General features: G+C 40.4%; 25 protein-coding genes. 10 read left to right on the top strand and 15 right to left on the bottom strand.

Annotated elements, in window-relative coordinates:
* Positions 1-69: 69 nt before the first annotated feature.
* On the top strand, positions 70-246 hold the full coding sequence (locus BVH02_RS21365) for a hypothetical protein (RefSeq protein WP_158093856.1): 177 nt from the start codon (positions 70-72) through the stop codon (positions 244-246).
* An 11-nt stretch (positions 247-257) separates the two neighbouring features.
* On the top strand, positions 258-1,388 hold the full coding sequence (locus BVH02_RS04805) for a hypothetical protein (RefSeq protein ID WP_086499615.1): 1,131 nt from the start codon (positions 258-260) through the stop codon (positions 1,386-1,388).
* Positions 1,389-1,479: 91 nt separating this feature from the next.
* Here BVH02_RS04805 and atpC read toward each other — a convergent pair whose 3' ends face one another.
* The 3 genes from atpC to BVH02_RS04820 form a co-directional block, all read right to left on the bottom strand.
* Complete coding sequence (gene atpC / locus BVH02_RS04810; protein ID WP_057936785.1) at positions 1,480-1,725, bottom strand: ATP synthase F1 subunit epsilon; 246 nt, start codon at positions 1,723-1,725, stop codon at positions 1,480-1,482.
* 120 nt (positions 1,726-1,845) lie between these two features.
* Positions 1,846-3,348 (bottom strand): F0F1 ATP synthase subunit beta, encoded by a 1,503-nt coding sequence (gene atpD / locus BVH02_RS04815; protein WP_086499618.1) that lies wholly within the window; start codon positions 3,346-3,348, stop codon positions 1,846-1,848.
* A 151-nt stretch (positions 3,349-3,499) separates the two neighbouring features.
* On the bottom strand, positions 3,500-3,979 hold the full coding sequence (locus tag BVH02_RS04820) for a C40 family peptidase (RefSeq protein WP_086499620.1): 480 nt from the start codon (positions 3,977-3,979) through the stop codon (positions 3,500-3,502).
* 105 nt (positions 3,980-4,084) lie between these two features.
* Here BVH02_RS04820 and BVH02_RS04825 point away from each other — a divergent pair, with 105 nt between their 5' ends.
* Positions 4,085-4,324, top strand: a complete 240-nt coding sequence (locus BVH02_RS04825) for a hypothetical protein (protein WP_086499622.1) — start codon at positions 4,085-4,087, stop codon at positions 4,322-4,324.
* A gap of 175 nt (positions 4,325-4,499) precedes the next feature.
* Positions 4,500-5,501, top strand: coding sequence for a D-alanine--D-alanine ligase (locus tag BVH02_RS04830; RefSeq protein WP_086499625.1), 1,002 nt, complete (start codon positions 4,500-4,502; stop codon positions 5,499-5,501).
* A 146-nt stretch (positions 5,502-5,647) separates the two neighbouring features.
* On the opposite strand, the gene metK is transcribed toward BVH02_RS04830, so the two are convergent.
* Positions 5,648-6,901: a methionine adenosyltransferase gene (gene metK / locus BVH02_RS04835; protein ID WP_086499627.1), complete on the bottom strand. Its 1,254-nt coding sequence runs from the start codon at positions 6,899-6,901 to the stop codon at positions 5,648-5,650.
* A 191-nt stretch (positions 6,902-7,092) separates the two neighbouring features.
* Here metK and BVH02_RS04840 point away from each other — a divergent pair, with 191 nt between their 5' ends.
* The gene (locus tag BVH02_RS04840) at positions 7,093-7,410 is read left to right on the top strand and encodes a hypothetical protein (RefSeq protein ID WP_086499629.1); all 318 of its coding nucleotides are present in this window, start codon (positions 7,093-7,095) and stop codon (positions 7,408-7,410) included.
* A gap of 222 nt (positions 7,411-7,632) precedes the next feature.
* Here the strand turns inward: BVH02_RS04840 and BVH02_RS04845 are convergent, their stop codons facing one another.
* The 9 genes from BVH02_RS04845 to htpG form a co-directional block, all read right to left on the bottom strand.
* Positions 7,633-8,211, bottom strand: a complete 579-nt coding sequence (locus tag BVH02_RS04845; RefSeq protein ID WP_086499631.1) for a precorrin-2 dehydrogenase/sirohydrochlorin ferrochelatase family protein — start codon at positions 8,209-8,211, stop codon at positions 7,633-7,635.
* Between the two features lie 146 nt (positions 8,212-8,357).
* Positions 8,358-9,128, bottom strand: coding sequence for a uroporphyrinogen-III C-methyltransferase (gene cobA, locus BVH02_RS04850; RefSeq protein WP_086499634.1), 771 nt, complete (start codon positions 9,126-9,128; stop codon positions 8,358-8,360).
* On the bottom strand, positions 9,125-11,224 hold the full coding sequence (locus BVH02_RS04855) for a HEPN domain-containing protein (protein ID WP_086499637.1): 2,100 nt from the start codon (positions 11,222-11,224) through the stop codon (positions 9,125-9,127). The genes cobA and BVH02_RS04855 overlap by 4 nt, the downstream gene beginning before the upstream one ends.
* Before the next feature lie 140 nt (positions 11,225-11,364).
* A complete protein-coding gene (locus BVH02_RS04860) occupies positions 11,365-12,621 on the bottom strand; it encodes a sulfate adenylyltransferase subunit 1 (RefSeq protein ID WP_086499639.1) in 1,257 nt (418 codons plus the stop codon).
* Between the two features lie 212 nt (positions 12,622-12,833).
* Entirely contained in the window at positions 12,834-13,733 is a 900-nt protein-coding gene (cysD, locus tag BVH02_RS04865) for a sulfate adenylyltransferase subunit CysD (protein WP_086499641.1), read from the bottom strand.
* Positions 13,734-13,994: 261 nt separating this feature from the next.
* Positions 13,995-14,699 (bottom strand): phosphoadenylyl-sulfate reductase, encoded by a 705-nt coding sequence (locus BVH02_RS04870; RefSeq protein ID WP_086499644.1) that lies wholly within the window; start codon positions 14,697-14,699, stop codon positions 13,995-13,997.
* Entirely contained in the window at positions 14,674-14,946 is a 273-nt protein-coding gene (locus tag BVH02_RS04875) for a DUF2061 domain-containing protein (protein WP_086499647.1), read from the bottom strand. The genes BVH02_RS04870 and BVH02_RS04875 overlap by 26 nt, the downstream gene beginning before the upstream one ends.
* A 75-nt stretch (positions 14,947-15,021) precedes the next feature.
* The gene (locus BVH02_RS04880; RefSeq protein WP_086499653.1) at positions 15,022-15,438 is read right to left on the bottom strand and encodes an RrF2 family transcriptional regulator; all 417 of its coding nucleotides are present in this window, start codon (positions 15,436-15,438) and stop codon (positions 15,022-15,024) included.
* A 119-nt stretch (positions 15,439-15,557) separates the two neighbouring features.
* The gene (gene htpG / locus BVH02_RS04885; protein ID WP_086499655.1) at positions 15,558-17,444 is read right to left on the bottom strand and encodes a molecular chaperone HtpG; all 1,887 of its coding nucleotides are present in this window, start codon (positions 17,442-17,444) and stop codon (positions 15,558-15,560) included.
* A gap of 175 nt (positions 17,445-17,619) precedes the next feature.
* On the opposite strand from htpG, the gene BVH02_RS04890 reads away from it, so the two are divergent.
* On the top strand, positions 17,620-18,285 hold the full coding sequence (locus BVH02_RS04890; protein ID WP_086499657.1) for a heme exporter protein CcmB: 666 nt from the start codon (positions 17,620-17,622) through the stop codon (positions 18,283-18,285).
* Positions 18,286-18,402: 117 nt separating this feature from the next.
* On the opposite strand, the gene vapC is transcribed toward BVH02_RS04890, so the two are convergent.
* On the bottom strand, positions 18,403-18,795 hold the full coding sequence (gene vapC / locus BVH02_RS04895; protein ID WP_086499659.1) for a type II toxin-antitoxin system VapC family toxin: 393 nt from the start codon (positions 18,793-18,795) through the stop codon (positions 18,403-18,405).
* Positions 18,792-18,986, bottom strand: coding sequence for a type II toxin-antitoxin system VapB family antitoxin (locus BVH02_RS04900; RefSeq protein ID WP_086499916.1), 195 nt, complete (start codon positions 18,984-18,986; stop codon positions 18,792-18,794). Before BVH02_RS04900 ends, vapC begins: the two co-directional genes overlap by 4 nt.
* Positions 18,987-19,216: 230 nt before the next feature.
* On the opposite strand from BVH02_RS04900, the gene ccsA (BVH02_RS04905) reads away from it, so the two are divergent.
* The 4 genes from ccsA (BVH02_RS04905) (at position 19,217) to ccsA (BVH02_RS04920) (ending at position 23,208) form a co-directional block, all read left to right on the top strand.
* A complete protein-coding gene (gene ccsA / locus BVH02_RS04905; RefSeq protein WP_086499664.1) occupies positions 19,217-19,891 on the top strand; it encodes a cytochrome c biogenesis protein CcsA in 675 nt (224 codons plus the stop codon).
* Positions 19,892-19,894: 3 nt separating this feature from the next.
* Positions 19,895-20,137: a CcmD family protein gene (locus tag BVH02_RS04910; RefSeq protein ID WP_191278313.1), complete on the top strand. Its 243-nt coding sequence runs from the start codon at positions 19,895-19,897 to the stop codon at positions 20,135-20,137.
* A gap of 104 nt (positions 20,138-20,241) precedes the next feature.
* Positions 20,242-20,658: a cytochrome c maturation protein CcmE domain-containing protein gene (locus BVH02_RS04915; RefSeq protein WP_086499666.1), complete on the top strand. Its 417-nt coding sequence runs from the start codon at positions 20,242-20,244 to the stop codon at positions 20,656-20,658.
* 27 nt (positions 20,659-20,685) lie between these two features.
* Complete coding sequence (gene ccsA / locus BVH02_RS04920; protein WP_086499668.1) at positions 20,686-23,208, top strand: cytochrome c biogenesis protein CcsA; 2,523 nt, start codon at positions 20,686-20,688, stop codon at positions 23,206-23,208.
* Positions 23,209-23,235: the final 27 nt, after the last annotated feature.

Below are 23,235 nucleotides of genomic sequence, written 5' to 3' on the forward strand. Positions count from 1 at the left end.
TTCATAACGTCATGACAGTAAATCAATTAAAAACTTTACACATAAACGAAAATGAAAAAAATGATGATTATGACCCTTGCCGTACTAGGTATGGTCTTGGGTAGTTTTGCGGTTGTGCAGCCAGTGAAAGCAGAAGCAGGGCCATGTACACACTTTGTGGGTGATGACGGATGTAGCTATGCTGATTGCGGAGAATGTTTATTTTGGAATTGTGGTGGTCCGACTCAACATTGGTGTGACGTTTAATTAATAAATAAATGATTCAGCGCTGTATTGTTTGTTTAGGAGTATCATTGATTCTATTTGGATGTAAAAACCCATCAGATTCGGATACTCCGCCACCAACCTTAGTAGAAATGGTTGTTGTTGATTCTTCAATAGTAAAGGAAAAAAAATATTTTCTAAATGGGCAATTGGAGTCTAAACTAATTCAAGATTCTATTATTGTTGTATCTTCTATAAAATCACCTGGAATTAGTACTTTTCATATCAACGGAGATGAACTTGGGCAAATCACAGCAAAAAATCATCCGGAAGCACCATTTGTTCCATCATCATTCGATCTAACCGATTACCCTATTATATATATCTTAGATAGAAAAAGGGGGGTGATTCAAAAATTTGATTTGGAAAATAATTTCTATCTTAAAAGTATTAAACTAAAACTACCTGAAGGAAAAACTCCCAAACTAGCTTTATCCAAATTCAAAAAAGTGGGAGATAACTTTTTTGTGGAATTAGAAAATTCATTCTTTGATGCCTATGACCCAAACTATTATAACGATTTAAATAAAATGATATACTCTTTTGATAGTTTAGGCAATCCAATAGAAGGATTTTTGCAATATCCTAAAATAATCAAAGATTACCCTGGATCCATTAGTGCGCAAAATTATTTGGTTTCGAGTCATTTAAATAAATATTTTCTCTTTAGTTTTCCTCATGAAGGATTAATAAGTCGAATATCAGATAGCTTCCCATTTGAAGTATCAGAGCAAATTATGCTACCTAAAAGTAGGTACTTTAACTACCAACTTGTTGGATCAGAAAGATCAATTTCATCAGAGGACATGATGGCTGGAGGCGATCTAGCTTCTACCCCACTTAACCACAATTTTATAAAAATTATAGAAACTGATGAGAAAATATATATCCAAACTTGGATGATTGAACAGAATAGCTTATTAAAAGAAAGACAATTTTTCACTCATTTAATAATTTACGATAAAATTCAAAAGTTATGGTATGAAAATATTCCTAGACTTTTCTTTGAATTAGGGCATCTTGCTGGGGTAGCAAATGACACGTTATATTTTTTTGAAGGAAATCTAAGAATAAATGACGAAAAATACATCAAACGAGCCGTGATTAGGCCTATTGAAGATTAATAAAACTAGTTGCCTATAACTTCTCCCTGCTAAACCAAAAAAGGTCTCCCGTTCACACAGGAGACCTTTTTAATATATTCGGATAAATTGCTTAAGCGACCACTTTCTCGGCTAGCAATACGATCACATTATCTTTTACTTCCACTACTCCGCCATCCACGATCATGGATTGCTTTCCTTCAGGAGTGGTAAAGGAAACAGTTCCCTTTGCCAAAGCCGAAACGATCGGAGCGTGATTGTTCAGCACCTGAAATGATCCATTGGCACCAGGAAAACTGGCTTCGGATACTTCCCCCTGAAATACTTTTTTGTCCGGTGTGACGATTTCTAAATGCATGGAATTTTATCGTTTGGAGACTTCCCTTTTAAAAGTTAAAGCCCTCCGGTAAATTATAGTAATGTTGTTAGTTGTTGGTTGTTTGTCCGTTGACCTAACAACCAACAACTAACAACCAATTTATCTTACTTCAGCCAACATTTTCTCTCCCTTAGCAATCGCATCATCGATGCTACCTACTAGGTTGAAAGCTCCCTCAGGAAGGTGATCTAACTCACCGTCCATGATCATAGTGAAGCCTTTGATGGTGTCTTTGATATCTACCAATACACCTTTCAAGCCAGTAAACTGCTCTGCTACGAAGAAAGGCTGAGACAAGAAACGCTGAACACGTCTTGCTCTGTGCACCACTTGCTTATCCTCTTCAGAAAGCTCTTCCATACCCAGAATAGCAATAATATCCTGCAATTCTTTGTAACGTTGAAGAAGCTCCTTCACACGCTGAGCGCATCCGTAATGCTCTTCACCCAAAATATCCGGAGAAAGAATACGAGAAGTAGAATCCAAAGGATCCACTGCTGGATAAATCCCTAGCTCTGCGATCTTTCTAGAAAGTACTGTAGTAGCATCCAAGTGAGCGAAAGTCGTCGCTGGAGCCGGATCGGTCAAGTCATCGGCAGGTACATATACCGCCTGTACAGAAGTAATGGAACCGTTTTTAGTAGAAGTAATACGCTCCTGCATGGTACCCATTTCTGTAGCCAAAGTTGGCTGGTAACCTACCGCTGATGGCATACGTCCAAGAAGTGCGGACACTTCAGAACCTGCCTGAGTGAATCGGAAAATGTTGTCGATAAAGAATAGAATATCCTTACCAGCTTCATCGCCATCTCCATCTCTATAATATTCTGCCAAAGTCAAACCTGTCAAGGCAACTCGTGCACGTGCCCCTGGAGGCTCGTTCATCTGACCGAAAACAAAGGTTGCTTTAGAGTCTTCTAATTTTTTCAAATCAACTTTAGAAAGATCCCATCCACCTTCTGTTTCAAGGCTATGGACGAAGTCATCACCGTAAGTAACGATGCCTGACTCGATCATTTCTCTAAGCAAGTCATTTCCTTCTCTTGTTCTTTCACCAACACCAGCAAATACTGAAAGACCAGCGTATGCTTTCGCAATGTTGTTGATCAATTCCTGAATCAATACAGTTTTACCTACACCAGCGCCACCAAACAAACCGATCTTACCACCTTTTGCATAAGGCTCGATTAAGTCAATTACTTTGATACCTGTGAAAAGAACTTCTGTAGCTGTAGAAAGATCCTCAAAACGAGGAGCAGATCTGTGAATAGGGAGTCTTTTTCCAACTGGAAGTGCAGGAAGACCATCGATAGGCTCTCCGACCACGTTGAAAAGACGACCTTTGATACCTTCACCAGTAGGAACAGAAATAGGCTGACCTAAGTCTCTTACTTCCATGCCACGAACCATCCCTTCAGATGAGTCCATTGCGATAGTTCTCACTCGATCTTCGCCCAAGTGCTGTTGAACTTCCATCACGACCACTTGGCCGTTTTCTTTGGTAACTTCTACCGCGTCAAGGATGTTTGGCAGTTGCCCGCCTTCGAATGAAACGTCCACTACGGGCCCGATCACTTGAGTTATCTTTCCAATATTTGCCATTTGATAATTGAAATGTAAAAAGGATATGCTTTTTGAATTCGACCGCAAAATTAACCAATAATGCCTAAACCCAAAGGAAATTTGGGAAATAATCTACAGCTTCTTAATTAATTGTCGAAAGTTAAGGTCGAAAAACTTATAAACTTGGGGATCAATCCAATATCCTCCTAGCAAATAAGAATGCCTTTGACCAGTAATTATTGCTTAGAAAATCTTCAGATACTCCCAATGAAGTGGAAGAATGGATAAATCGAACATCACCTCGGGAAGTTTCCGTCACAATTCCGGAGTGAGTAACTTGTTTTTTCTTTTTGCCTGTGGCGAAAAATAAAACATCACCGGGCTTAATGTCATTTGTGCGAATACTCTTGCCCATTTTACTTTGATCCGTGGAGATTCTCGGCATCGAAATTCCCACTGCATAGTATGAATGATAAACCAAGGCAGAGCAATCCATCCCAGCTCGGGTAGTTCCTCCGTATCGATAAGGAGTGCCGGTGTAGCTTCTAGCAGTCTGAATGACAGTATTAAACGGTTCTCTGGCTGCTTTCTTTTTAGATGCGCACGAAGTAGCAAGCATCAATCCTAAAACAATAAAAAAAGCAGTAAAACGGAATTCTTTGCGCAACATAGTGGTTTTTGTTGGTTCAAGTATAAGCCGAAGCCAATCGGAAATCAACCTTTTTTAGTCAAAAAAGAGTTTCATTTCTTATCTTAACGAGAGCAATCGAAGATTATGAGCAAAGAAGAATTCGCCAGCCTACCTATTCACATAAAAATTAGTACTCTTTACACCGAAGCAGTTTTCGTGGTGGGCATCCGCTATTATAAGCATAAGGTGAACCTCTATCTTCTCGAAAACGAGTACGTGGAAGTATTCTACAATCATAAACAGGACAAAATCGATAAGATTGATTTTTTACAACGAGATCATACAAGGATGAAGTTCTATCTGGATCAGATTAAGTTGGATTAGAGGTTCAAGTTTCCTGCAAATAGTAGCAGTAAATGACGCGGTCACTCGCGGATCTTAAATTTGAAAAGAGCGCATCTTGAATATGAAATCTGTTATGATCTACGTTAGTTATCCGCGGAAATCTGCGGAATATCCCCTAAAATTCGAGTAATTCGTAGCGTTAATTCAAATTCCTATGAAGAGAAAAATTGCCCTTGTAACTGGTGGATATACTGGAGAGTCTGTGATCTCTCTGAAAAGTGCCGCCGTAGTGGAAAAAACCATCGATCGTGAACTTTACGAAGTTTATAAAATTTTGATTTACCCTCATGACTGGCATTTTTTGAGTGATTCAGGAGAAAAAACTCCTGTGGATCTAAATGACTTCAGCATCCGAATCGGCGATGAGAAAATCACTTTTGACGGAGTTTTTAATATTCTTCATGGATCGCCTGGAGAAGATGGTAAACTGGCGGGGTACTTCGATATGATCGGAATTCCTTATACAACTTGCGATCAACTCAGCTCTGCTATCACTATGAATAAGGGTTATACCAAAGCCATCGTAGACGATATCGAAGAACTTCACATTGCAAAGTCAATTCAACTTTTTGAAAAATCTACCAAAAACCTCCTACGAGTAAAGGATGAGCTGATTTTACCGCTTTTCATCAAGCCAAACAACGGCGGAAGTTCTATTGGTATGTCTAAAGTGAAAACTTGGGAAGAGTTACCCGAAGCACTAGACAAAGCGTTTGCAGAAGATACCCAAGTGCTTGTTGAAGAGTTTATTTCAGGTCGTGAGTTTTCTATAGGATCATACAAGGGAAAGGGAGAAATCACCGTACTTCCAGCCACTGAAATCGTGAGCAGCAAAGAGTTTTTTGATTTTGAATCCAAGTATATCCCTGGAGTAACAGAGGAAATAACTCCTGGGCGCCAGACTCCCGAAGAGGTAGAGCGAGTAAATCGCATCATCCCAAAAATCTACGAGAAACTCAATTGCAAAGGAGCCGTGCGAGTAGATTATTTTCTCCAACACGAAACTGGCAAGTTTTACTTCATCGAAATCAATACCGTACCTGGACAGACTGAAACGAGCTTAATTTCTCAGCAGGTAAAAGCGACAGGAATGGAGATAAAGGAATTTTACACCCAGCTGATTGAAGAGATGTTTGTTGAAGACATTAGTTTTTAGACATAAGTAGCTAGAAATGACTCTACCTAGTGATCCCGATTTCTGAGGTAACAACTGTATAGAAAGTTCTTAAAACCTTGATATTTACGTCTTGTGTCTTGATACTAAAAACAAAGCTCTCGATTTTCATCGAGAGCTTTGTTTTTTTATATTCCAAACTTGAATTTGATCGTATCCACGTAATCAAGTTTTTCCCATGTGAAGAGCTCCACTTCAAGTTTGATCTCATCTCTGTATGGAGATAAAAATACTTTGGTTACCACTTCATTTTTTCTACCCATATGCCCATAAGCGGCAGTTTCCTCATAGATAGGATTACGCAACTTCAAGCGCTGCTCGATAGCATAAGGGCGCATATCAAAAATCTCTTCGATTTTCTTTGCGATCGCTCCATCATTCATATCCACTTTAGAAGTTCCATATGTATTAATGTATAATCCCATTGGTTGAGCAACTCCAATGGCATATGATACTTGAACCAAAACCTCATCTGCAATGCCGGCAGCAACCATATTCTTAGCGATATGACGAGTAGCATAAGCAGCCGAGCGGTCAACTTTAGAAGGATCTTTACCGGAGAAAGCCCCTCCACCATGTGCACCCTTACCACCGTAAGTGTCTACAATTATTTTTCTACCAGTCAGACCAGTGTCACCATGAGGCCCACCGATCACAAACTTACCAGTTGGGTTGATGTGGTATTTGATTTCTGAAGTGAAAAGCTTCTGTATTTCTGGCTTCAACTTCGCAACTACTCTTGGGATCAAGATCGAAATGATATCAGACTTAATTTTAGCAAGCATTGCCACTTCCTCGTCAAAATCATCGTGCTGAGTGGAAACCACAATTGCTTCAATTCGCTGTGGCACATTATCGTCGCTGTATTCTATGGTTACTTGCGCCTTCGAGTCAGGACGGATATAGGTAATATCCTTATTTTCTCTTCTTAATTCCGCTAATTCGCGGAGAATCAGATGAGACAGATCCAGTGCCAATGGCATATAGTTCTCAGTTTCGTTGGTTGCATAACCAAACATCATTCCTTGATCACCTGCACCTTGCTCCTCTGGACTCTGACGAACTACACCTTGGTTGATCTCAGAAGACTGCTCATGAATCGCAGAAAGCACACCACAAGAATTGCCTTCAAACATGTACTCACTCTTGGTATAACCGATTCGGTTGATCACGTCTCGAGCGATTTTCTGTACGTCAAGATAAATATCTGAATTAACCTCTCCTGCCAAAAATACTTGGCCAGTCGTCACAAGCGTCTCACAAGCTACTTTGGAATTTGGGTCAAATGCTAAAAAGTTATCAATTAGCGCGTCAGAAATTTGATCTGCGATTTTATCTGGATGCCCCTCAGATACTGATTCTGAGGTAAATAAATATGCCATATATAATGTAAGGTAATGCTGATGTAATGGATGCTCAAAAATACAGGAACTAGGGGAAATAAAAAACTGAAGTCTGATGATTAGTGCCGGATTATACGAGTTTGCAAGAATAAGACTTCTATTGGAACAGAAGGGGAAGATAGAAAAACTTAAACTTGTCTTTACCTTCACCAAATCTAAACCTGACTCTTATGCCTACAGAAATATACCTTTATCAGTACGAATCCAGTACTATCAAAATTGTCATACGGGTTTTCTTCAATGAGGAGAATCATTTGATTTTTGAGGGAAGTGATTTTGGTAAAAAAAAAGGTGGAGCAGACTATGAGTATTCTTATAAAATCAAACCCTCTCAAGTAAACAATCTTGCGAGGGTTCTTAAGGTTAAAGACCCACATTCAGAAAATTTACTCGTTACAATCAGGGATCGATTTGAGGGTAAGGACGCATACTGTCAGTTTGGTGCATTCATGGATGAGCATGAGATTGAATTCACGAAATTCAATTGAGATTGAAAATTAATTGTGAATTATTGTTTTAGATTTTAATTCCGATTTGTTGTAAGTAGAGGTTTTTTCTACCTGTCTCGCCCCTTTCAGAAGAAGAGGTTTAAGCTTTTTTCTTTGACCCTACTTTGCTAGCTTGATGAAAATAATTTGATCGAAAAATAAAAATCACATTATCTGAACCTAAGAGGATTTTTCGATAAAAATTCATCAAGAAGTAGACTTCTAACTCCTCACATTCACTAAACCTTCAGTGAGCTCATTCATCGCTTTGACTTTGTATTCGAAGTCACCTTTTAGCGAAGCGCGATAGGAGTTTAGATTTTCCAATAAGTCATCAAATTCATCAGGAAGTATTTCTTCCAGCAATTGCCGAATACGCTTGGCCGCCGTTGGGGACTTTCCGTTGGTGCTGATGGCGATTTTAAGATTTCCTTTGGTGACGATTCCTCCTAGATAAAAATCACAGAGGTCAGGTGTATCAGCAACATTTACTAAGAGATAACGCTCCTTGGCTTCATCTCGAATTTGTCGATTGACAGCCTTATCATCCGTCGCAGCGATCACGATATGCTTTCCACCTAGGTATTTTTCATCGTAACTATCCTCAATCAAAGTCACTGTATCTGTCGAGGAAGCCAGCTCCAAAAAGTCTTGAGAGAACTCCCTAGAAACTGCTGTAACTTGCGCTTGAGGACTTGACTTTAGAAGAAATTGTAACTTCTCCGTACCCACATTTCCTCCGCCGATCAGGAGCACATTGAGTTCGTGAACTTTTAAGAAAATTGGGTATAGGTGATTCATTTATATAGTTAACCTTTGAGGCGTCATCCCGAACGTCGAAGACTTCGGGATCGCCTCGAAGGTTTTGTTTAGTTGTGGAAACTGTATTCTATCCTTATAGAAAAACCTTCGAGGTTAAAAAAACCTCAACGGTTACATAAGGCACATCAAAGGTTATACTTCACTACTTCCTGATACACTTCAGCAAGCTTTATACTTTCGCGAACTACTTCACCAATGATGATTATCGCAGGCGCTTCGACTTTAGCTTCTTCAGCTTTTTGGACAATGTCTCCAATAAATCCAGCAGTGATTTTTTCCTCATTGGTAGTGCCACTTTGGATGATCGCAATGGGCAAGTCAGCTTTTCCAAACCTCCTATAAACCTGTGCAATCTCCTCTAATTTCCTCGTACCCATCAATACCACCACAGTAGCCGTAGATTGGGCTGCCAACGCTAAATCTTTGGAAAGTTCCCCTGCTGTAGTCGTACCAGTCACTACCCAGAAACTCTCAGAAACTCCTCGCTTCGTCACGGGAATCCCAGCCGAGGCAGGCACTGCAATCGCCGAAGTAATACCAGGAATCATTTCTGTCGCCACACCAAATGCTTCTATATATTCGATTTCTTCTGATCCTCGTCCGAAAACAAATGGATCTCCTCCTTTCAGTCGAACAACATGCCCATGCTTTTTGGCCAAGCTGACGCAAAGTTGATTGGTATCTTCCTGCGGTTGAGAATGCTTCCCGACCCGTTTGCCTACAAAGATTTTGAGGGCGCTATCTGGCGCATGCTCGAGTAAAACAGGATCTATCAGCGCATCGTACAACACCACATCGGCTTTGTTCAGCGCCAACACAGCCTTAAGTGTGATCAATTCTGGATCACCCGGTCCCGCACCGACCAGAGATACTTTTGGTTGAATTATATTTCTCATGCGAGCACTTCCTCCTCTCTATAGCTTTTCAGCTTACCATATATTTCCAAAGCTTGCTCTGCATAAGCTTTCGCAAATTCCACAGTTGGCTCGTTCTGATTGATTTGATAGATTTTCTCTGCGAATGTTCCTTCCAAATCAATCTTTCCACTTGCCACAAATGCTTCGTCAAACTGGGCGATAATGTTAGCGTAAGAGTTGGCACTCAAGCTCTCGCTAAGCAAAATCGCCTTAGCAGCATTGATCAAGCCGGCGTAATGATGATATATACTATCAGACCAACGTCCCTCATCCAAGCATTTTTGCGCAATGTCAATTTTCTCTTTTGCTTCCAAAAGCAAGGTTGCAACCAAGTCTAATACGACACCGGCACATTCACCCACACCGACTGCGATTTTATAATCCTCAGTATTTCCCCAATCCACATAATCGGCAGGAGTCACGGTAGAAGCATCACCCAATTCCTTCAATAATTCATAGAAATAGATCTGCCCTTTTTCATCGTAATAGCTCAAGAAATCAAGCCCGTTGGCATTTTCTTCAAAATCATCCAGCAAAACTCTCAATGCTTGAGGGCCTCGTTTACTAGGTATCTTGGTCACTTTATCTGCAAAACGGCCATTTCCATCACCCATATTTCCTCCACCAAGCAGCACTTGAAGCGCAGGAATTACAACTTTTCCAGATTTCATGGACATGCCCTGAAAACCAATATGTGCCATATTGTGCTGACCACAGGCGTTCATACAGCCAGAAATCTTGATCACCAACTCCTGATTTTTCAGGTATTGAGGATACTCAGCAAGAATTACTTTCTCTAATTCTGCTGCAATACCGGTAGAACTGGCAATCCCGAGATTACAGGTGTCTGTACCAGGGCAAGCCGTGATATCTCCAAGGGAGTTATAACCGGCAGATGCCAAGCCAATTTCTTTCAGTTCTTTGTAGAAAAAGGGAATCAAATCCTCACGAACATCTCTAATTAGGAAGTTTTGACGAAGTGTAAAACGAACTTCTCCACTTGCATATTTCTCCACCAAATCTGCCAATTTCCTAGCCTGATCGGTATAGAAATCACCTAAGGTTACTCTAACACCAATAGAAACATATCCATCTTGCTTTTGAGGCAGAATATTAGTGAGTTTGAAATTCTCAAAGTCTAACCCTAGCTCTTCTTCAACTTTCGCAGCAGGAGCATCTGGAAGATTTTGCGCAGCTTCATAAGCTTCAAAATCGATAGGATAAGACTTGAACGGAAGTGCCTTTTTCTCGTTTTCCACCAATTCTAAGAATGCTTCAAGGCCCATGTCTTTGATCAAGAACTTCATTCTAGCTTTCATGCGCTTTGCTCGCTCACCATGGCGGTCAAAAATTCGGATTACTGCTTCGCCAAAAGGTATAATCTGATCTGCAGGAATAAAGTCAGTATACAATTCCGCATGACGCGGCTGAGATCCTAAACCTCCACCAAGCATCACTTTGAATCCACGAACTTCAACACCGTCTATCACTTTCACTTTAGGGATGAAACCCAAATCATGTAAGTAGCTCAATCCAGTATCTTCATCAGAAGAGGAAAAGGAAATTTTGAATTTCCTGCCCATTTCCTGAGAGATCGGGTTTCTCAAAAAGTATTTGAAAACGGCATCCGCATAAGGAGTCACGTCAAATGGCTCATTTGGATCGATTCCGGCAGTCTCTGAAGCAGTGACATTTCTCACTGTATTTCCGCAGGCCTCCCGGATCGTGACATCATCTCGCTCCAATTCCGCCCAAAGTTCAGGCGTGCGATCCAAACTCACGTAGTGAATCTGAATATCCTGTCGTGTGGTGATATGCAATCTTCCCGTAGAATATTCATCTGAAACTTTGCAGATTCTTCGAAGTTGATCTGAAGAGACACGGCCATAAGGCAGTTTGATTCGGATCATCTGAACGCCTGGCTGACGCTGTCCGTAAATACCGCGCGCCAAACGAAGGCTACGGAATTTTTCTTCGTCAATATTCCCACCGTTGAAAAGCGCAATTTTATTTTCTAAATCGATGATATCTTGTTCTACTATAGGATTTTCTAGTTCGGTTCTAAAACTCTGCATGGCTTAATAGGTTATATTCCCGATAGGGATAATAAGTTTTTTTTAAATTATGATTTACGGTTTACGATAAGCGATTTGCGAGATCTGAAGAAATCTCAGTTCTAGCCATCAGGCCGTAAATCGTCATTCATAAATCGTAATTATTCTATGAATCCTACGCTTACTGTATCAAACTCTGCTTCATCGATCAGGATAAAGCTTCCATTTGATTTATTGGAATGATAGGAATCATAATGTATCGGTTTATTTAAGCGAAAATGAACTTTGCCGATATCATTCATTTTGAGCTGATCCGCGTCCTCAACGCCAGTAAAATCCGTATGAATTCTGGATTCAATCTGTTCAACTTTTGCCATTACACGGTTTACACCATGTTGCAAAATATATTTCCCACCTACTCTCAGCGGCTTATTATTTACCTGACAAATGGTAGCTGTCAATCTCTTTTCGCTTGTAGGTAATTCTCCACTTTTTACAAGCATATCTCCACGGCTCAAATCAACTTCAGTTTCTAAAGTGATCGCAATGGAACTACCTGGCTCAGCTTCTTGAATCTGTTGATCGAAGTAGTGGATACTTTTAATTTTGGACGTATTCAAGGACGGCAAAAGCGTTACCTCGTCACCCACCTTCAGATTGCCTCCATAGAGCATTCCCGAAAAACCTCTGAAGTCATGCCAAGCTTCTGTCTTAGGTCGAATTACATACTGAACTGGAAATCTAGCAACAGTGCTTTCTTCCAAATCTTTTGGCTCCAACACTTCCAAATGATCTAATAGTGTGTTTCCAACATACCATGGCATTTCATCTGACTGTCTGGCGATGTTTTCACCTTTCAAAGCAGAAACTGGTATATAGTTGATTTGATCTTCTGAGAAATCTGATTTGGCAACCAAGACATCAAAATCAGCTTTGATTTTCAAAAAGACATCTTCCTCATAATCTACTAAATCCATCTTGTTGATCGCTACCACCACGTGACTGATTCGAAGTAAATTGGCAATGAAAAAGTGACGGTAAGTCTGCTCGATCACACCTTTTCTAGCATCGATCAATATGATCGCAACCTGAGAAGTAGAAGCTCCAGTCACCATGTTTCGCGTGTACTCCACATGTCCTGGAGTATCCGCTACTATGAAGTTGGTCTTCTCAGTATTGAAATAAATATGTGCAACATCAATGGTAATTCCCTGCTCACGCTCAGCCACTAAGCCGTCAGTTGCCAAGGAGAAATCCAGGTAATCGTATCCACGCTGCTTGGAGCTACGCTCGATTGCTTCGATTTTATCAGTTGTCAGCGATTTAGTATCGTATAGTAATCGCCCGATTAGCGTGCTCTTGCCATCATCTACAGAACCTGCAGTAGCGATTTTTATCAATTTTCTATTTTCAGACATGTTGGTAATTTTTAGGTCTAAATACTTTTGAAGTAATAAACCTTAGTTTAGTATTTATATTTTGGCTGGAAGACCGATGACAGAAGACCGAAGTTGATAGCAACGGAGGTTCAGATAAGCCACGTAAATCGTAATTCTGAAATCGAAAATTATCATAGCACTAAAACCTTCAAGGTGTCACCCTGAGCGAAGTCGAAGGGTCAACGATTATCCTAAAAGTACCCGACTTTCTTTCTCGTTTCCATTGCAGCTTCGGATCGCTTATCATCGATTCTCGCACCTCGTTCGGAAATTGAAGAATCTCGAATTTCTCCAACTACATCATCCAGCGATACTGCTTCTGAGAATACAGCTGCGGTACAGGTCATGTCACCTACAGTTCTGAATCGAACCATTTTCACCTGCACTTCTTCATGATCCTCACGGAACACATGCTCATTGGCAGTCCAGATCATCCCGTCACGAAGGAATACCTCGCGCTCATGCGCAAAGTAGATCGAAGGGATTTCAATATTTTCAGTTTTGATATATTCCCACACATCCAATTCAGTCCAGTTAGAAATAGGGAAACAACGAACATTTTGCCCATTATGAATTTTTCCATTCAGCATATCAAACAGCTCCGGACGCTGATTCTTCTCATCCCATTGACCGAAATCATCTCGTACTGAGAATACACGTTCTTTCGCTCTCGCTTTTTCCTCATCTCTTCTAGCTCCACCTATACAAGCATCGAACTTGAATTCTTCGATCGCATCCAAAAGCGTAGTAGTCTGAAGAGAGTTTCTACTTGAATACCTTCCTCGCTCCTCACGAACTTTTCCCTGATCAATAGCATCCTGCACATTTCTTACGATCAACTCCAAACCAAGCTCTTCAACAAGCTTGTCTCTAAAAGCGATAGTCTCAGGGAAATTGTGACCTGTATCCACGTGCAGTAAAGGGAAAGGGATTCTCGCTGGATAGAAAGCCTTTTGAGCCAATCTCACTAATGTGATAGAATCTTTTCCTCCAGAAAAAAGCAAAACCGGACGCTCAAACTGCGCGGCCACTTCACGAATGATGTGGATCGATTCTGCTTCTTTTGGATTAGGTATTAATAGGTTGTTCATTTCTTTACTATTTATGTCTTCGAATGGACTTCATTATTCGTAATTCGGTATTCGTCATTCTTAATTAATCTTTTAATGTCGAATGTAAAATGCTGAATAATGAATGTTGAAGTTCTAATGTCTTATTTAATTGTCTTCGACTTCGCTCAGACTGACAGAAGTCTTCTGTCATGATTCTAATTTTCTAATTTCGAATGATGAATGTTAAATGATGAATTTCGAAGTGAGGCCCCTCACCCGGCATCGGACATCAAACATCGGTCATTTCGCATGCAAGCCACACTCCTTTTTTGATTCTTCCCACCACCAGCGACCGGCGCGGGCATCTTCGCCTTCCATAATCGCTCGTGTACAAGGCGCACAGCCGATACTGATAAAGCCTTTATTATGTAGTGGATTGTATGGAATTTTCTTTTCATTGATGTAAGCAATCATATCATCGAATGTCCAGTCCATCAAAGGATTGTATTTCAGGATTTGGTTTGCCTCATCCCAAACGATACGCTTCATGTCTGATCTATTCGCAGATTGCTCGGCGCGAAGTCCAGTCACCCAAACATCATTTCCTGCCAACGCTCTTCGAAGCGGCTCGACTTTGCGGACAAAGCAGCAAGACTTTCTATTGTCAACCGAGTCATAAAACCCGTTGATTCCGATCTTGGTGACCAAATTCTCTACAGAATCAGTAGTAGGATAATATACTTTGATGCTTTGCTTGTATTTAGCTTCAGTTCTAGATAGCAAGTCTAAAGTCTCTGGAAAAAGCCTTCCCGTATCCAAGGAAAATATAGAGACAGGCAGATTTGCATGAGCAATCAGCTGCGTAATCACTTGATCCTCCTGACCTAGAGAAGTAGAAAAAGTCACTTTTCCAGAAAATAAGTCAGCCACAAAAGCCAGCCCTTCCTGCGCACTAAGCTGAGTTAGCTGAGCTTCCAGTTCATGCATATTCTTTCTGAGTGTCATTGGCTTGTACTTTTGGAGTGCTTTCCCATGCTCTCTCGTGGAAATAATACAGAATGATCTTGGAGAAAACTTCTACAGATCCGATGGAAAGAGCCATCACCAACTCGCCCGTAATAAAATAGGAAATTATAATCGTGTCAATTGTCCCAACAATTCTCCAGGAAATTGATTTAAGTAAGCTTTTCGCATTGCTGTCTCTTCCGGACTTGCTAGTGAAAAGCTTTTTGAGTGGCTGGTCTAAAATCATACTAGGTTTTTACGAGAGTAATACACAAAAGTATATAAACCCTATAAATTATATAGGGTTTATGGAAAAAAAATTTTACTCTTCGTTCAAAATATCTTCTAACGTCTTGTTTTCCAGTATTTTAAGAGTTTCGTCTCTCACCTGAATCATAACTCTATTTAAGCCACAAACAGCCTCATTTTTACATTCATCGCAAGGTTCGTAGTAATTCAAACTCACACAGGGAAGCATAGCTATCGGTCCGTCTAACAATCGGATCACTCTGGAAAGAGGAATATCTTTGGGTTCTTTGATCAGGTAATACCCTCCACCTTTTCCCTTTTTGCTTCCTAGCATTCCTGCTTTTTTCAGTTCAAGTAAGATGTTCTCCAAGAATTTATGAGAAATCCCATGCTCTTCGGAAATCTCCTGGATCAGCACCGTCTTTTGATCTTTATGCTTACCTAGGTAAGTCAGGGCATGTAAGGCGTATTTTGTCTTTTTAGAAAGCATAGACAAAAATACCCTTTTTGAAGGAATACCCTAGTACAGAAGTAGGGTTTAATAAAAATGACAAAAAAAACGGGTATGAAACCATACCCGTTTTAATATTTACAATGAATCACATTTAATTAAAGCAATTCCACACTTCTCTTTACAAATGCCGTCAGGTCTTTTCCTGTTAGCAAACCTTGAGAAAGAAGTGCCAGATCAAATGACTGTTTAGCTATTTTGATCTTTTCTTCTTCGGTTGCTGCTTTCAGGACTTTGTCCACCGCAGGGTGATTACCGTTGATTGCTACTTTGTAAGCATCAGGAAGTGAACCGTAGAAGCCCATTCCTCCGCCGCCAGTTGCAGCCATTTCCTTCATTCTGCGCATGAATTCCTCCATAGTGATCGTCACCGGAAGTTCTTCGGGACTTAAACCTTCCACTTCTACCGTATAAGTTTTGTTGTTGATCGCTTTGTCAAAGATTTCCTTCACTTCCTTGCTCTGATCTTCAGTCAACAAGTTCGCGTAAGTTTCATCCTTCTGGATCAACTTCTCCGCTACATCCGCATCCACACGTTTCAGCTGAGTTTTCTCCAGCTTAGATTCCAAGTTTTGGATAAAGTGACTGTCAATCGGTGAATTCATCACCAAGACATCGTATCCTTTATTATTGGCAGATTGGATAAAGCCATCCTGCTTTTCCAAATCCGTCGCATACAGGATTACCGCTTGGTCATTCTTGTCTGTTTGGGTTGGCTTTACTTTAGACTGATATTCTTCGATCGTGAAATACTCGCCAGTTGTATTTTTTAACAAGGCAAAGTCTTTTCCTTTCTCGTAGAATTTATCTTCAGAGATCATTCCGTATTTCACGAAAAGCCCGATATCATCCCACTTTTCTTCGTAGGCTTTTCTGTCTTTTTTGTACAACTCACCAAGCTTATCCGCTACCTTTTTAGTGATGTACGAATTGATTTTCTTCACATTTCCATCCGCCTGCAAGAAGCTTCTAGACACATTGAGAGGAATATCTGGAGAATCAATCACTCCATGAAGTAACATCAGAAACTCAGGAACGATATCTTTTACCTCATCCGTGATAAATACCTGACGGCTATAAAGCTTGATCTTATTTCGCTGAAGTTCGAATTCGTTTTTCACCTTTGGGAAATACAGAACTCCCGTCAAGTTGAAGGGATAATCCACGTTAAGGTGAATCCAGAAAAGAGGATCCTCAGACATTGGATAAAGTTCTTTGTAGAACTTCAAGTAGTCCTCATCTGTCAAGTCACTTGGAGACTTCGTCCAGATCGGAGCAGTCGTGTTGATGAAATTGTCAACTTCTACAGACTTCCATTTTTTCTCATCTTTCTCATCAACTCCATCTTCTATTGATTCGGTTTTTGTACCAAATTTAATCGGTACAGGAAGGAATTTTGCGTATTTGTCAAGGATTCCCTGAAGCTTCCACTTGTCGAGGAATTCTTCAGAATCTTTGTTGATATGAAGAGTAATTTCCGTTCCACGCTCCTGTCTAGTTCCTTCAGTGATTTCAAAAGAAGTAGAACCGTCACAAGTCCATTTGGCAGACTCAGCTCCTTCTTGATATGAAAGTGTGTTGATTTCTACGGTGTCAGCGACCATGAAAGCCGAGTAGAAACCAAGGCCGAACTTACCGATGATCTCATTGGCATCTTTCGCATCTTTAAATTTTTCTACGAATTCCTCAGCTCCTGAGAATGCCACCTGATTGATGTACTTTTTGATTTCCTCAGCAGTCATACCTAGACCGCGGTCAGAGATGGTGATGGTTTTCTTTTCAGCATCAAAACTTACTTCCACCGCAGTGTCACCAAGTTCGCCAGTATACTGACCTAATGTCGCTAAACGCTTGATTTTTTGAGTCGCATCGACTGCGTTAGAAACAAGTTCTCTTAGAAAAATCTCGTTATCAGAATAGAGAAACTTCTTGATAATCGGGAAAATGTTCTCGGTATGGATCGAGATCGTGCCTTTTTCCTGCATGGCTATAAATTAGTTTAGTTAAACACTTGTTTGTCGGGCACAGAATTGCAACTGTTGTTCCAAAGGAGTTATGGTGTCAATTTGGCAGGAATAAAAGTCAAAAATCAAAAGTGAGAAATCTGAAATTTCTTGGTTTCAGATTTCTCACTTCATACTTCTGACTTACCTTTGGGTGATGTGGAAAGAGATCTCGGTTCTGATTAGCAAGGAAGTCACCCTTGAGTGGCGACAGAAATTCGCCTTGAATGGGATTTTGCTTTACGTGGTTTCGGCAGTCTTCATCACCTATTTAAGTGTTGGCGCAAAGCAGGGAAACATATCTGCACCAACTTGGAATGCACTTTATTGGATCATCATTCTTTTCTCGGCAGTGAATGCGGTAGCAAAAAGCTTCGTCCAAGAGCATCAAGGTCGCCAACTCTACTATTACATGATTGCTTCGCCCGAGGCGATTATCCTTTCGAAGATCATTTATAATACTGGACTGACACTTATTTTAGCACTTTTAGGCTATGGAGTTTTTTCAGTGATTCTGGGAAATCCCATCCAAGATCAAGGTTTGTTTATCCTGAATCTGGTCTTGGGAGCGATGGGTTTTTCGGCAAGTTTGACCATGGTCAGCGCAATAGCTTCCAAAGCAGGAAATAATGCGACTCTGATGGCTATTCTGAGCTTTCCTGTGATTATCCCTATCTTATTGATGGCAATACGTATCTCAAAAAACGCAATGGATGGACTGGATTGGAGCGTTAGTGCAGATAAACTGTTGACACTTTTAGCGATCAATGCCATAGTCGCCGTGACTGGATATATTTTGTTTCCTTATTTGTGGCGATCATAGTCTTCCTTATCCGAAATTCTGTGTTCATCATTCGGAATTCAAAAGTGAAAGATTCTAAACATGACACACTAAGCCAAATCCAAAGAAAGCTTAAATTGATTTTCCCAAGGTGGTAAATCAGAAGATTGATTTCAATTTTAAATGAAAAACAAAGGGTTCAAAATCTTTGTCATTGTGTAAAAGCTCAATTTCGTTTTTTATACAAAAGGTAGCAATGACAGAATCAATTGTTTTGCGGATTGTAACTCCTTTTTTCCTTAAAAATCTGAAATTATGTGCCGTGGTAACCGCTAACTCTTTTCCTCCAAAATGGAAGAAATGCAGGTCTTCAAAAATATCTAATGCTTCTGAAAAGCTTTTATCAGAAGTAAAACCCTGGAGAACCTCAGTCATAATCAAATCGCCCGTGCAGATAATTTCCGTTCCAAGTGACCTATCTAAAAAATCTGTTTGTACATTCTCCCGTCCGTTGAAATAATCTATCCAGACTGATGAATCAACAAGGATCATGAATCGGTCCTCATTTTATCCAAATCACCTTCCCACTTCATTTTTCCACGAAACTCCTTGATTTGTTTCTGCTTTTTCAAAGTAAGAATTAACCGTAATCCTTCTTCCACAGTTGCCTTCTTTGTAGTTAGGCCAGAAGCTTTCATCGCTTCCTCCATTAGCTTTTCGTCAATTTCAATATTTGTCCTCATAATGTGTATGGTTTTACCAAATATACACATTATACTTATCAGGTTCTCATTTCAAAATGCCATTTAAAACTATTGGTCCTTTGGTAAATAATCGATAATTGGTGCTGAAGTTCTGTAGATCTCGTAAATCGTAAATCCAATATCCTACATCCCCTCAAAAGACTTAACAAAAAGTGCCGTTATCAAGAACTTATGACGTATTTTTGCGCTTGAATTAGCAAAGATAACCTATGCGCCAATCCTGGTGGAAAATTCTTGCAATCGCCCTGCTGCTTTACACAATAATCGCAGGCCTGCTGATGGAAGCGCCTCGGCTTCCAATTCTCAACGAAACCATTCGAGCACTTCACTTCCATGTGACTATGTGGTTCGGAATGATCCTGATGCTAGTGATGGCTGTGTACTTTAGCATCAAATATCTCCGAACAAATGATCTCCGAAATGATGATTTGGCTATAGAATTCACCAATTCGGCAATACTTTTTGGTGTGCTAGGAATTGTCACTGGTATGCTTTGGGCCAAATACACTTGGGGAGATTATTGGAGTGGCGACCCAAAGCAGAATGCATCAGCCATCGGAATCCTGATGTATTTTGCTTATTTAATTCTAAGAAATTCTTTGATGGATTCTCAACAAAGAGCCCGAATCGGAGCTATTTATAACATTTTCGCATTCGCAGCTTTTATTCCTCTTATCTTTGTATTGCCTAGATTAACAGACAGTTTACACCCTGGAAATGGTGGAAATCCTGGCTTTAACGCCTACGATTTGGATTCTAAACTTCGTGCAGTTTTCTACCCAGCCATTATTGGATGGACTCTTTTGGGAGTTTGGATCGCAACTGTTCGGGTCAGAATGCGTAGGGTGGAGAGAACAATTGAAGATCGAATGATTAATTCTTGATAAATGAAGAAATTACTTACAATAGTACTTTTGGTTTTCAGTCTTTCTGCTTTGGCACAAGAGAAAACACCAGTCACCGAAGCTGACTATACCAATAGCTCAGTGGAAATGGCTGATGTGATGCGCGGGGACGGTAAGATATACGTTTTGGTGGGTGTGATACTAATCATATTCATTGGTATCACCGGTTACTTAATCAGTACTGATCGTAAGATCAGCAAACTTGAAAAAAATCTTCACTCCTAACCATTCAGAACACATGAAATCAAGCGTACCGCAGAATGTCAATTACTTAAATGATTATCTGCCATGCGAGATTCCATGTGACCGTTTAAAAACTTTATAAACACATGAAAAGAGGACATCTATTCGGACTAGGAATTATTGCAATAGCAATAGTAATCATAATGACTTCCATCGGTGATGCAAGTAGCTATGAAAGCTTCACTACAGCTAAAGAAATGAAGCATAATGGAGACGACAAAGCGATTCACGTAGTTGGACAATTGCAAAAAGATCAATCAGGAGAGGTTACAGGCATCAATGTCAGAGAAGACAAGGTTTCTTTCACCTTTATGCTGGTAGACAATGATGGCGTAGAGCAACAAGTTTTTTACAATGAACCAATTCCAGCAGATTTTACCCGTTCAGAATCGGTAGTTGTAATAGGCTCTTACAAAAATGATGAAATCTTCATAGCCGATAAAATTCTGATGAAATGCCCTTCCAAATACCAAGAAACAGAAGTACAGGCGGCAGGTATTTGAGTTAAGTCTAGTTAGAATAAAAAAACCATGATCAATACCTTTATCGGTAATCTTGGCCACATGATGACTATCGTGGCCTTTGTCAGCGCACTGACTACCGCATACGCATACATTCAATATTTCCGAGCAAACGAAATAGACAAAGCTAATTGGAGAAGATTCAGTAGAATCAGTTTTGCCGTTCACGGTATTTCTGCTGTAATGATAGCAGTGTCACTTTTTGAATTAATCTACAATCACCGCTTCGAATATTTTTACGCTTACTCCCACAGTTCGAAAGCCCTGCCAGTCCATTACATGATTTCCAGCTTCTGGGAAGGCCAAGAAGGTGCATTTATCCTGTGGATTTTCTGGAATGTGGTGTTGGGAACAATTTTGATTTTCACCAACAAGTTTTGGGAAGCTCCAGTGATGATTGTGTTTGCACTCGTACAGGCATTCTTGGTTTCTATGATATTGGGCGTGGTAATTGGAGATTTAAAAATTGGTAGTTCACCGTTCATTCTGCTAAGAGAAGCTACAAGTGCACCGATTTTCCAGATGAACCCCAACTTTGTTCCTGAAGATGGTACAGGTCTGAATCCTCTTTTGCAAAACATCTGGATGGTGATTCACCCTCCTACCTTGTTCTTAGGGTACGCATCTACCTTGGTTCCCTTCGCGTTCTTGATGGGCGGTCTGGTGACCAAAAAATACTCAGAGTGGATTCGTCCAGCTTTGCCTTGGGCTATTTTCTCCGCTATGATCCTAGGGATGGGAATTATCATGGGAGCTTATTGGGCCTATGTTACGCTGAACTTTGGCGGATATTGGAACTGGGATCCTGTGGAAAATGCGGTGTATGTCCCTTGGCTGATACTCGTGGCCGCAATTCACTGCATGATCACTTTTAAGAAAAGTGCTACTGCTTTGAAGACCTCCATTATTTTAGTGATCATGACTTTCATCTTAGTCCTTTATGCGACTTTTTTGGTGAGATCTGGCGTGCTTGGAGATGCTTCAGTGCATTCATTTACAGATCTTGGTCTTTCGGGACAGCTTCTGATCTATATGCTTTTCTTCCTTGCGGTAGCTGTCGTCCTCTGCGTGAAAGAATGGAAAAACATTCCTACCTCAGAGAGAGAAGCTTCAGTCTATTCCCGAGAATTCTGGGTTTTCATCGGAGCGACTACACTCTCATTGATGGCTTTTCAGGTAATCCTACCTACTTCTATTCCTGCATGGAATGCCATGGTTGAAAGCTTTGGAGGAATATCAAATATGGCTCCTCCCGCGGATCAGGTTGAGTTTTATACCAGATTCCAGCTTTGGTTTGCTGTGGCTTTGGCCATGCTTACAGCTGTAGGCCAGTTCTTCTGGTGGCAGAAAATGGACAAAAAAGCATTGAAAGATGCTCTTTTGACTCCATATATTATTTCCCTTCTTATTTCGGCAGCGATTATTGTACTAGCCAAAGTTTATGACTGGAAATACATTATTGTAGTTCTAGCGGGTGCATTCACGATCACCGCCAACTCGGTGATTTTATTCAAGATATTGAAAAAATCAAGCTTCAAACTTGCAGGTGGCTCTTTAGCACACATCGGGTTGGGCATGATTCTCATCGGTATCATGTTCAGTTCAGGCTATTCAGACACAATTTCTATTAATATGTCCGGCTTGACCTACAGCAATAGCTGGGAAGATGAACTTAACAAAGAGCATGTACTTCTTTGGATCAATAAGCCAACACAGATGAAAGACTACACGGTAATCTACCGTGGTCGTCAGAAAAAAGTGAAAGGTATATCTGAGTATGTCCCTGCTACGATTTTAGAACCTACAGGAAAAATAAATGAAGCTCTGGCTTTGGAAGATTACAAAGATCACTTCAAGAAAGGCGACAAAGTCGATATAGTGTTGGAAGAGAATGATTACTTCCAGATAGAATATTATCAAAATGAAGTTCTTAAGTTTTCATTAAGTCCAATGTCTCAGTTCAATGAAGGCATGGGCGGATTAATCTCTTCTCCAGCTTCTAGGATATTTATTGACAGAGATCTCTATACTTACGTAGCAGCGATGAATGACTCTGAAGATCCGGATTGGAAAGAAGATGAAACCTATGAAGTCGCTCCAGGTGAGCAATTCCATGTCGCAGATTATATCACCTACTTTGACGGAGCAGACGTTCTTCAGGAACTAGATGGCTATATACTGCAGGAAGGTGATGTAGCGGTAAGAGCAAACCTCAGAATCCTTGATTACGATGTGGAGAAGTTGCTTCAGCCAACTTTTATTATCCGTAACAATCAAGTGGGTAAAATGCCGGTGATTGACCATGAATTGGGTCTTAAAATAAGCTTAGAGAACATACTGCCTGATCAAAACAAGTTTGTATTCAAGGTCAACCAATACCAAAAAGACTACGTGGTAATGAAAGCTATAGTTAAGCCTTACATCAACGTACTTTGGATAGGTACTATTGTCATGCTGATTGGTTTCACCGTTGCAATCTTCAGAAGATTCGACGAGTTTAAAAAGATGCGAGATAAAGGACTGGAAGTTTAATCTCAAATGTAATGTAACACAGAAGCC

The organism is Algoriphagus ratkowskyi, from assembly GCF_002150505.1.
GTDB classification, from domain to species: Bacteria; Bacteroidota; Bacteroidia; order Cytophagales; family Cyclobacteriaceae; genus Algoriphagus; species Algoriphagus ratkowskyi.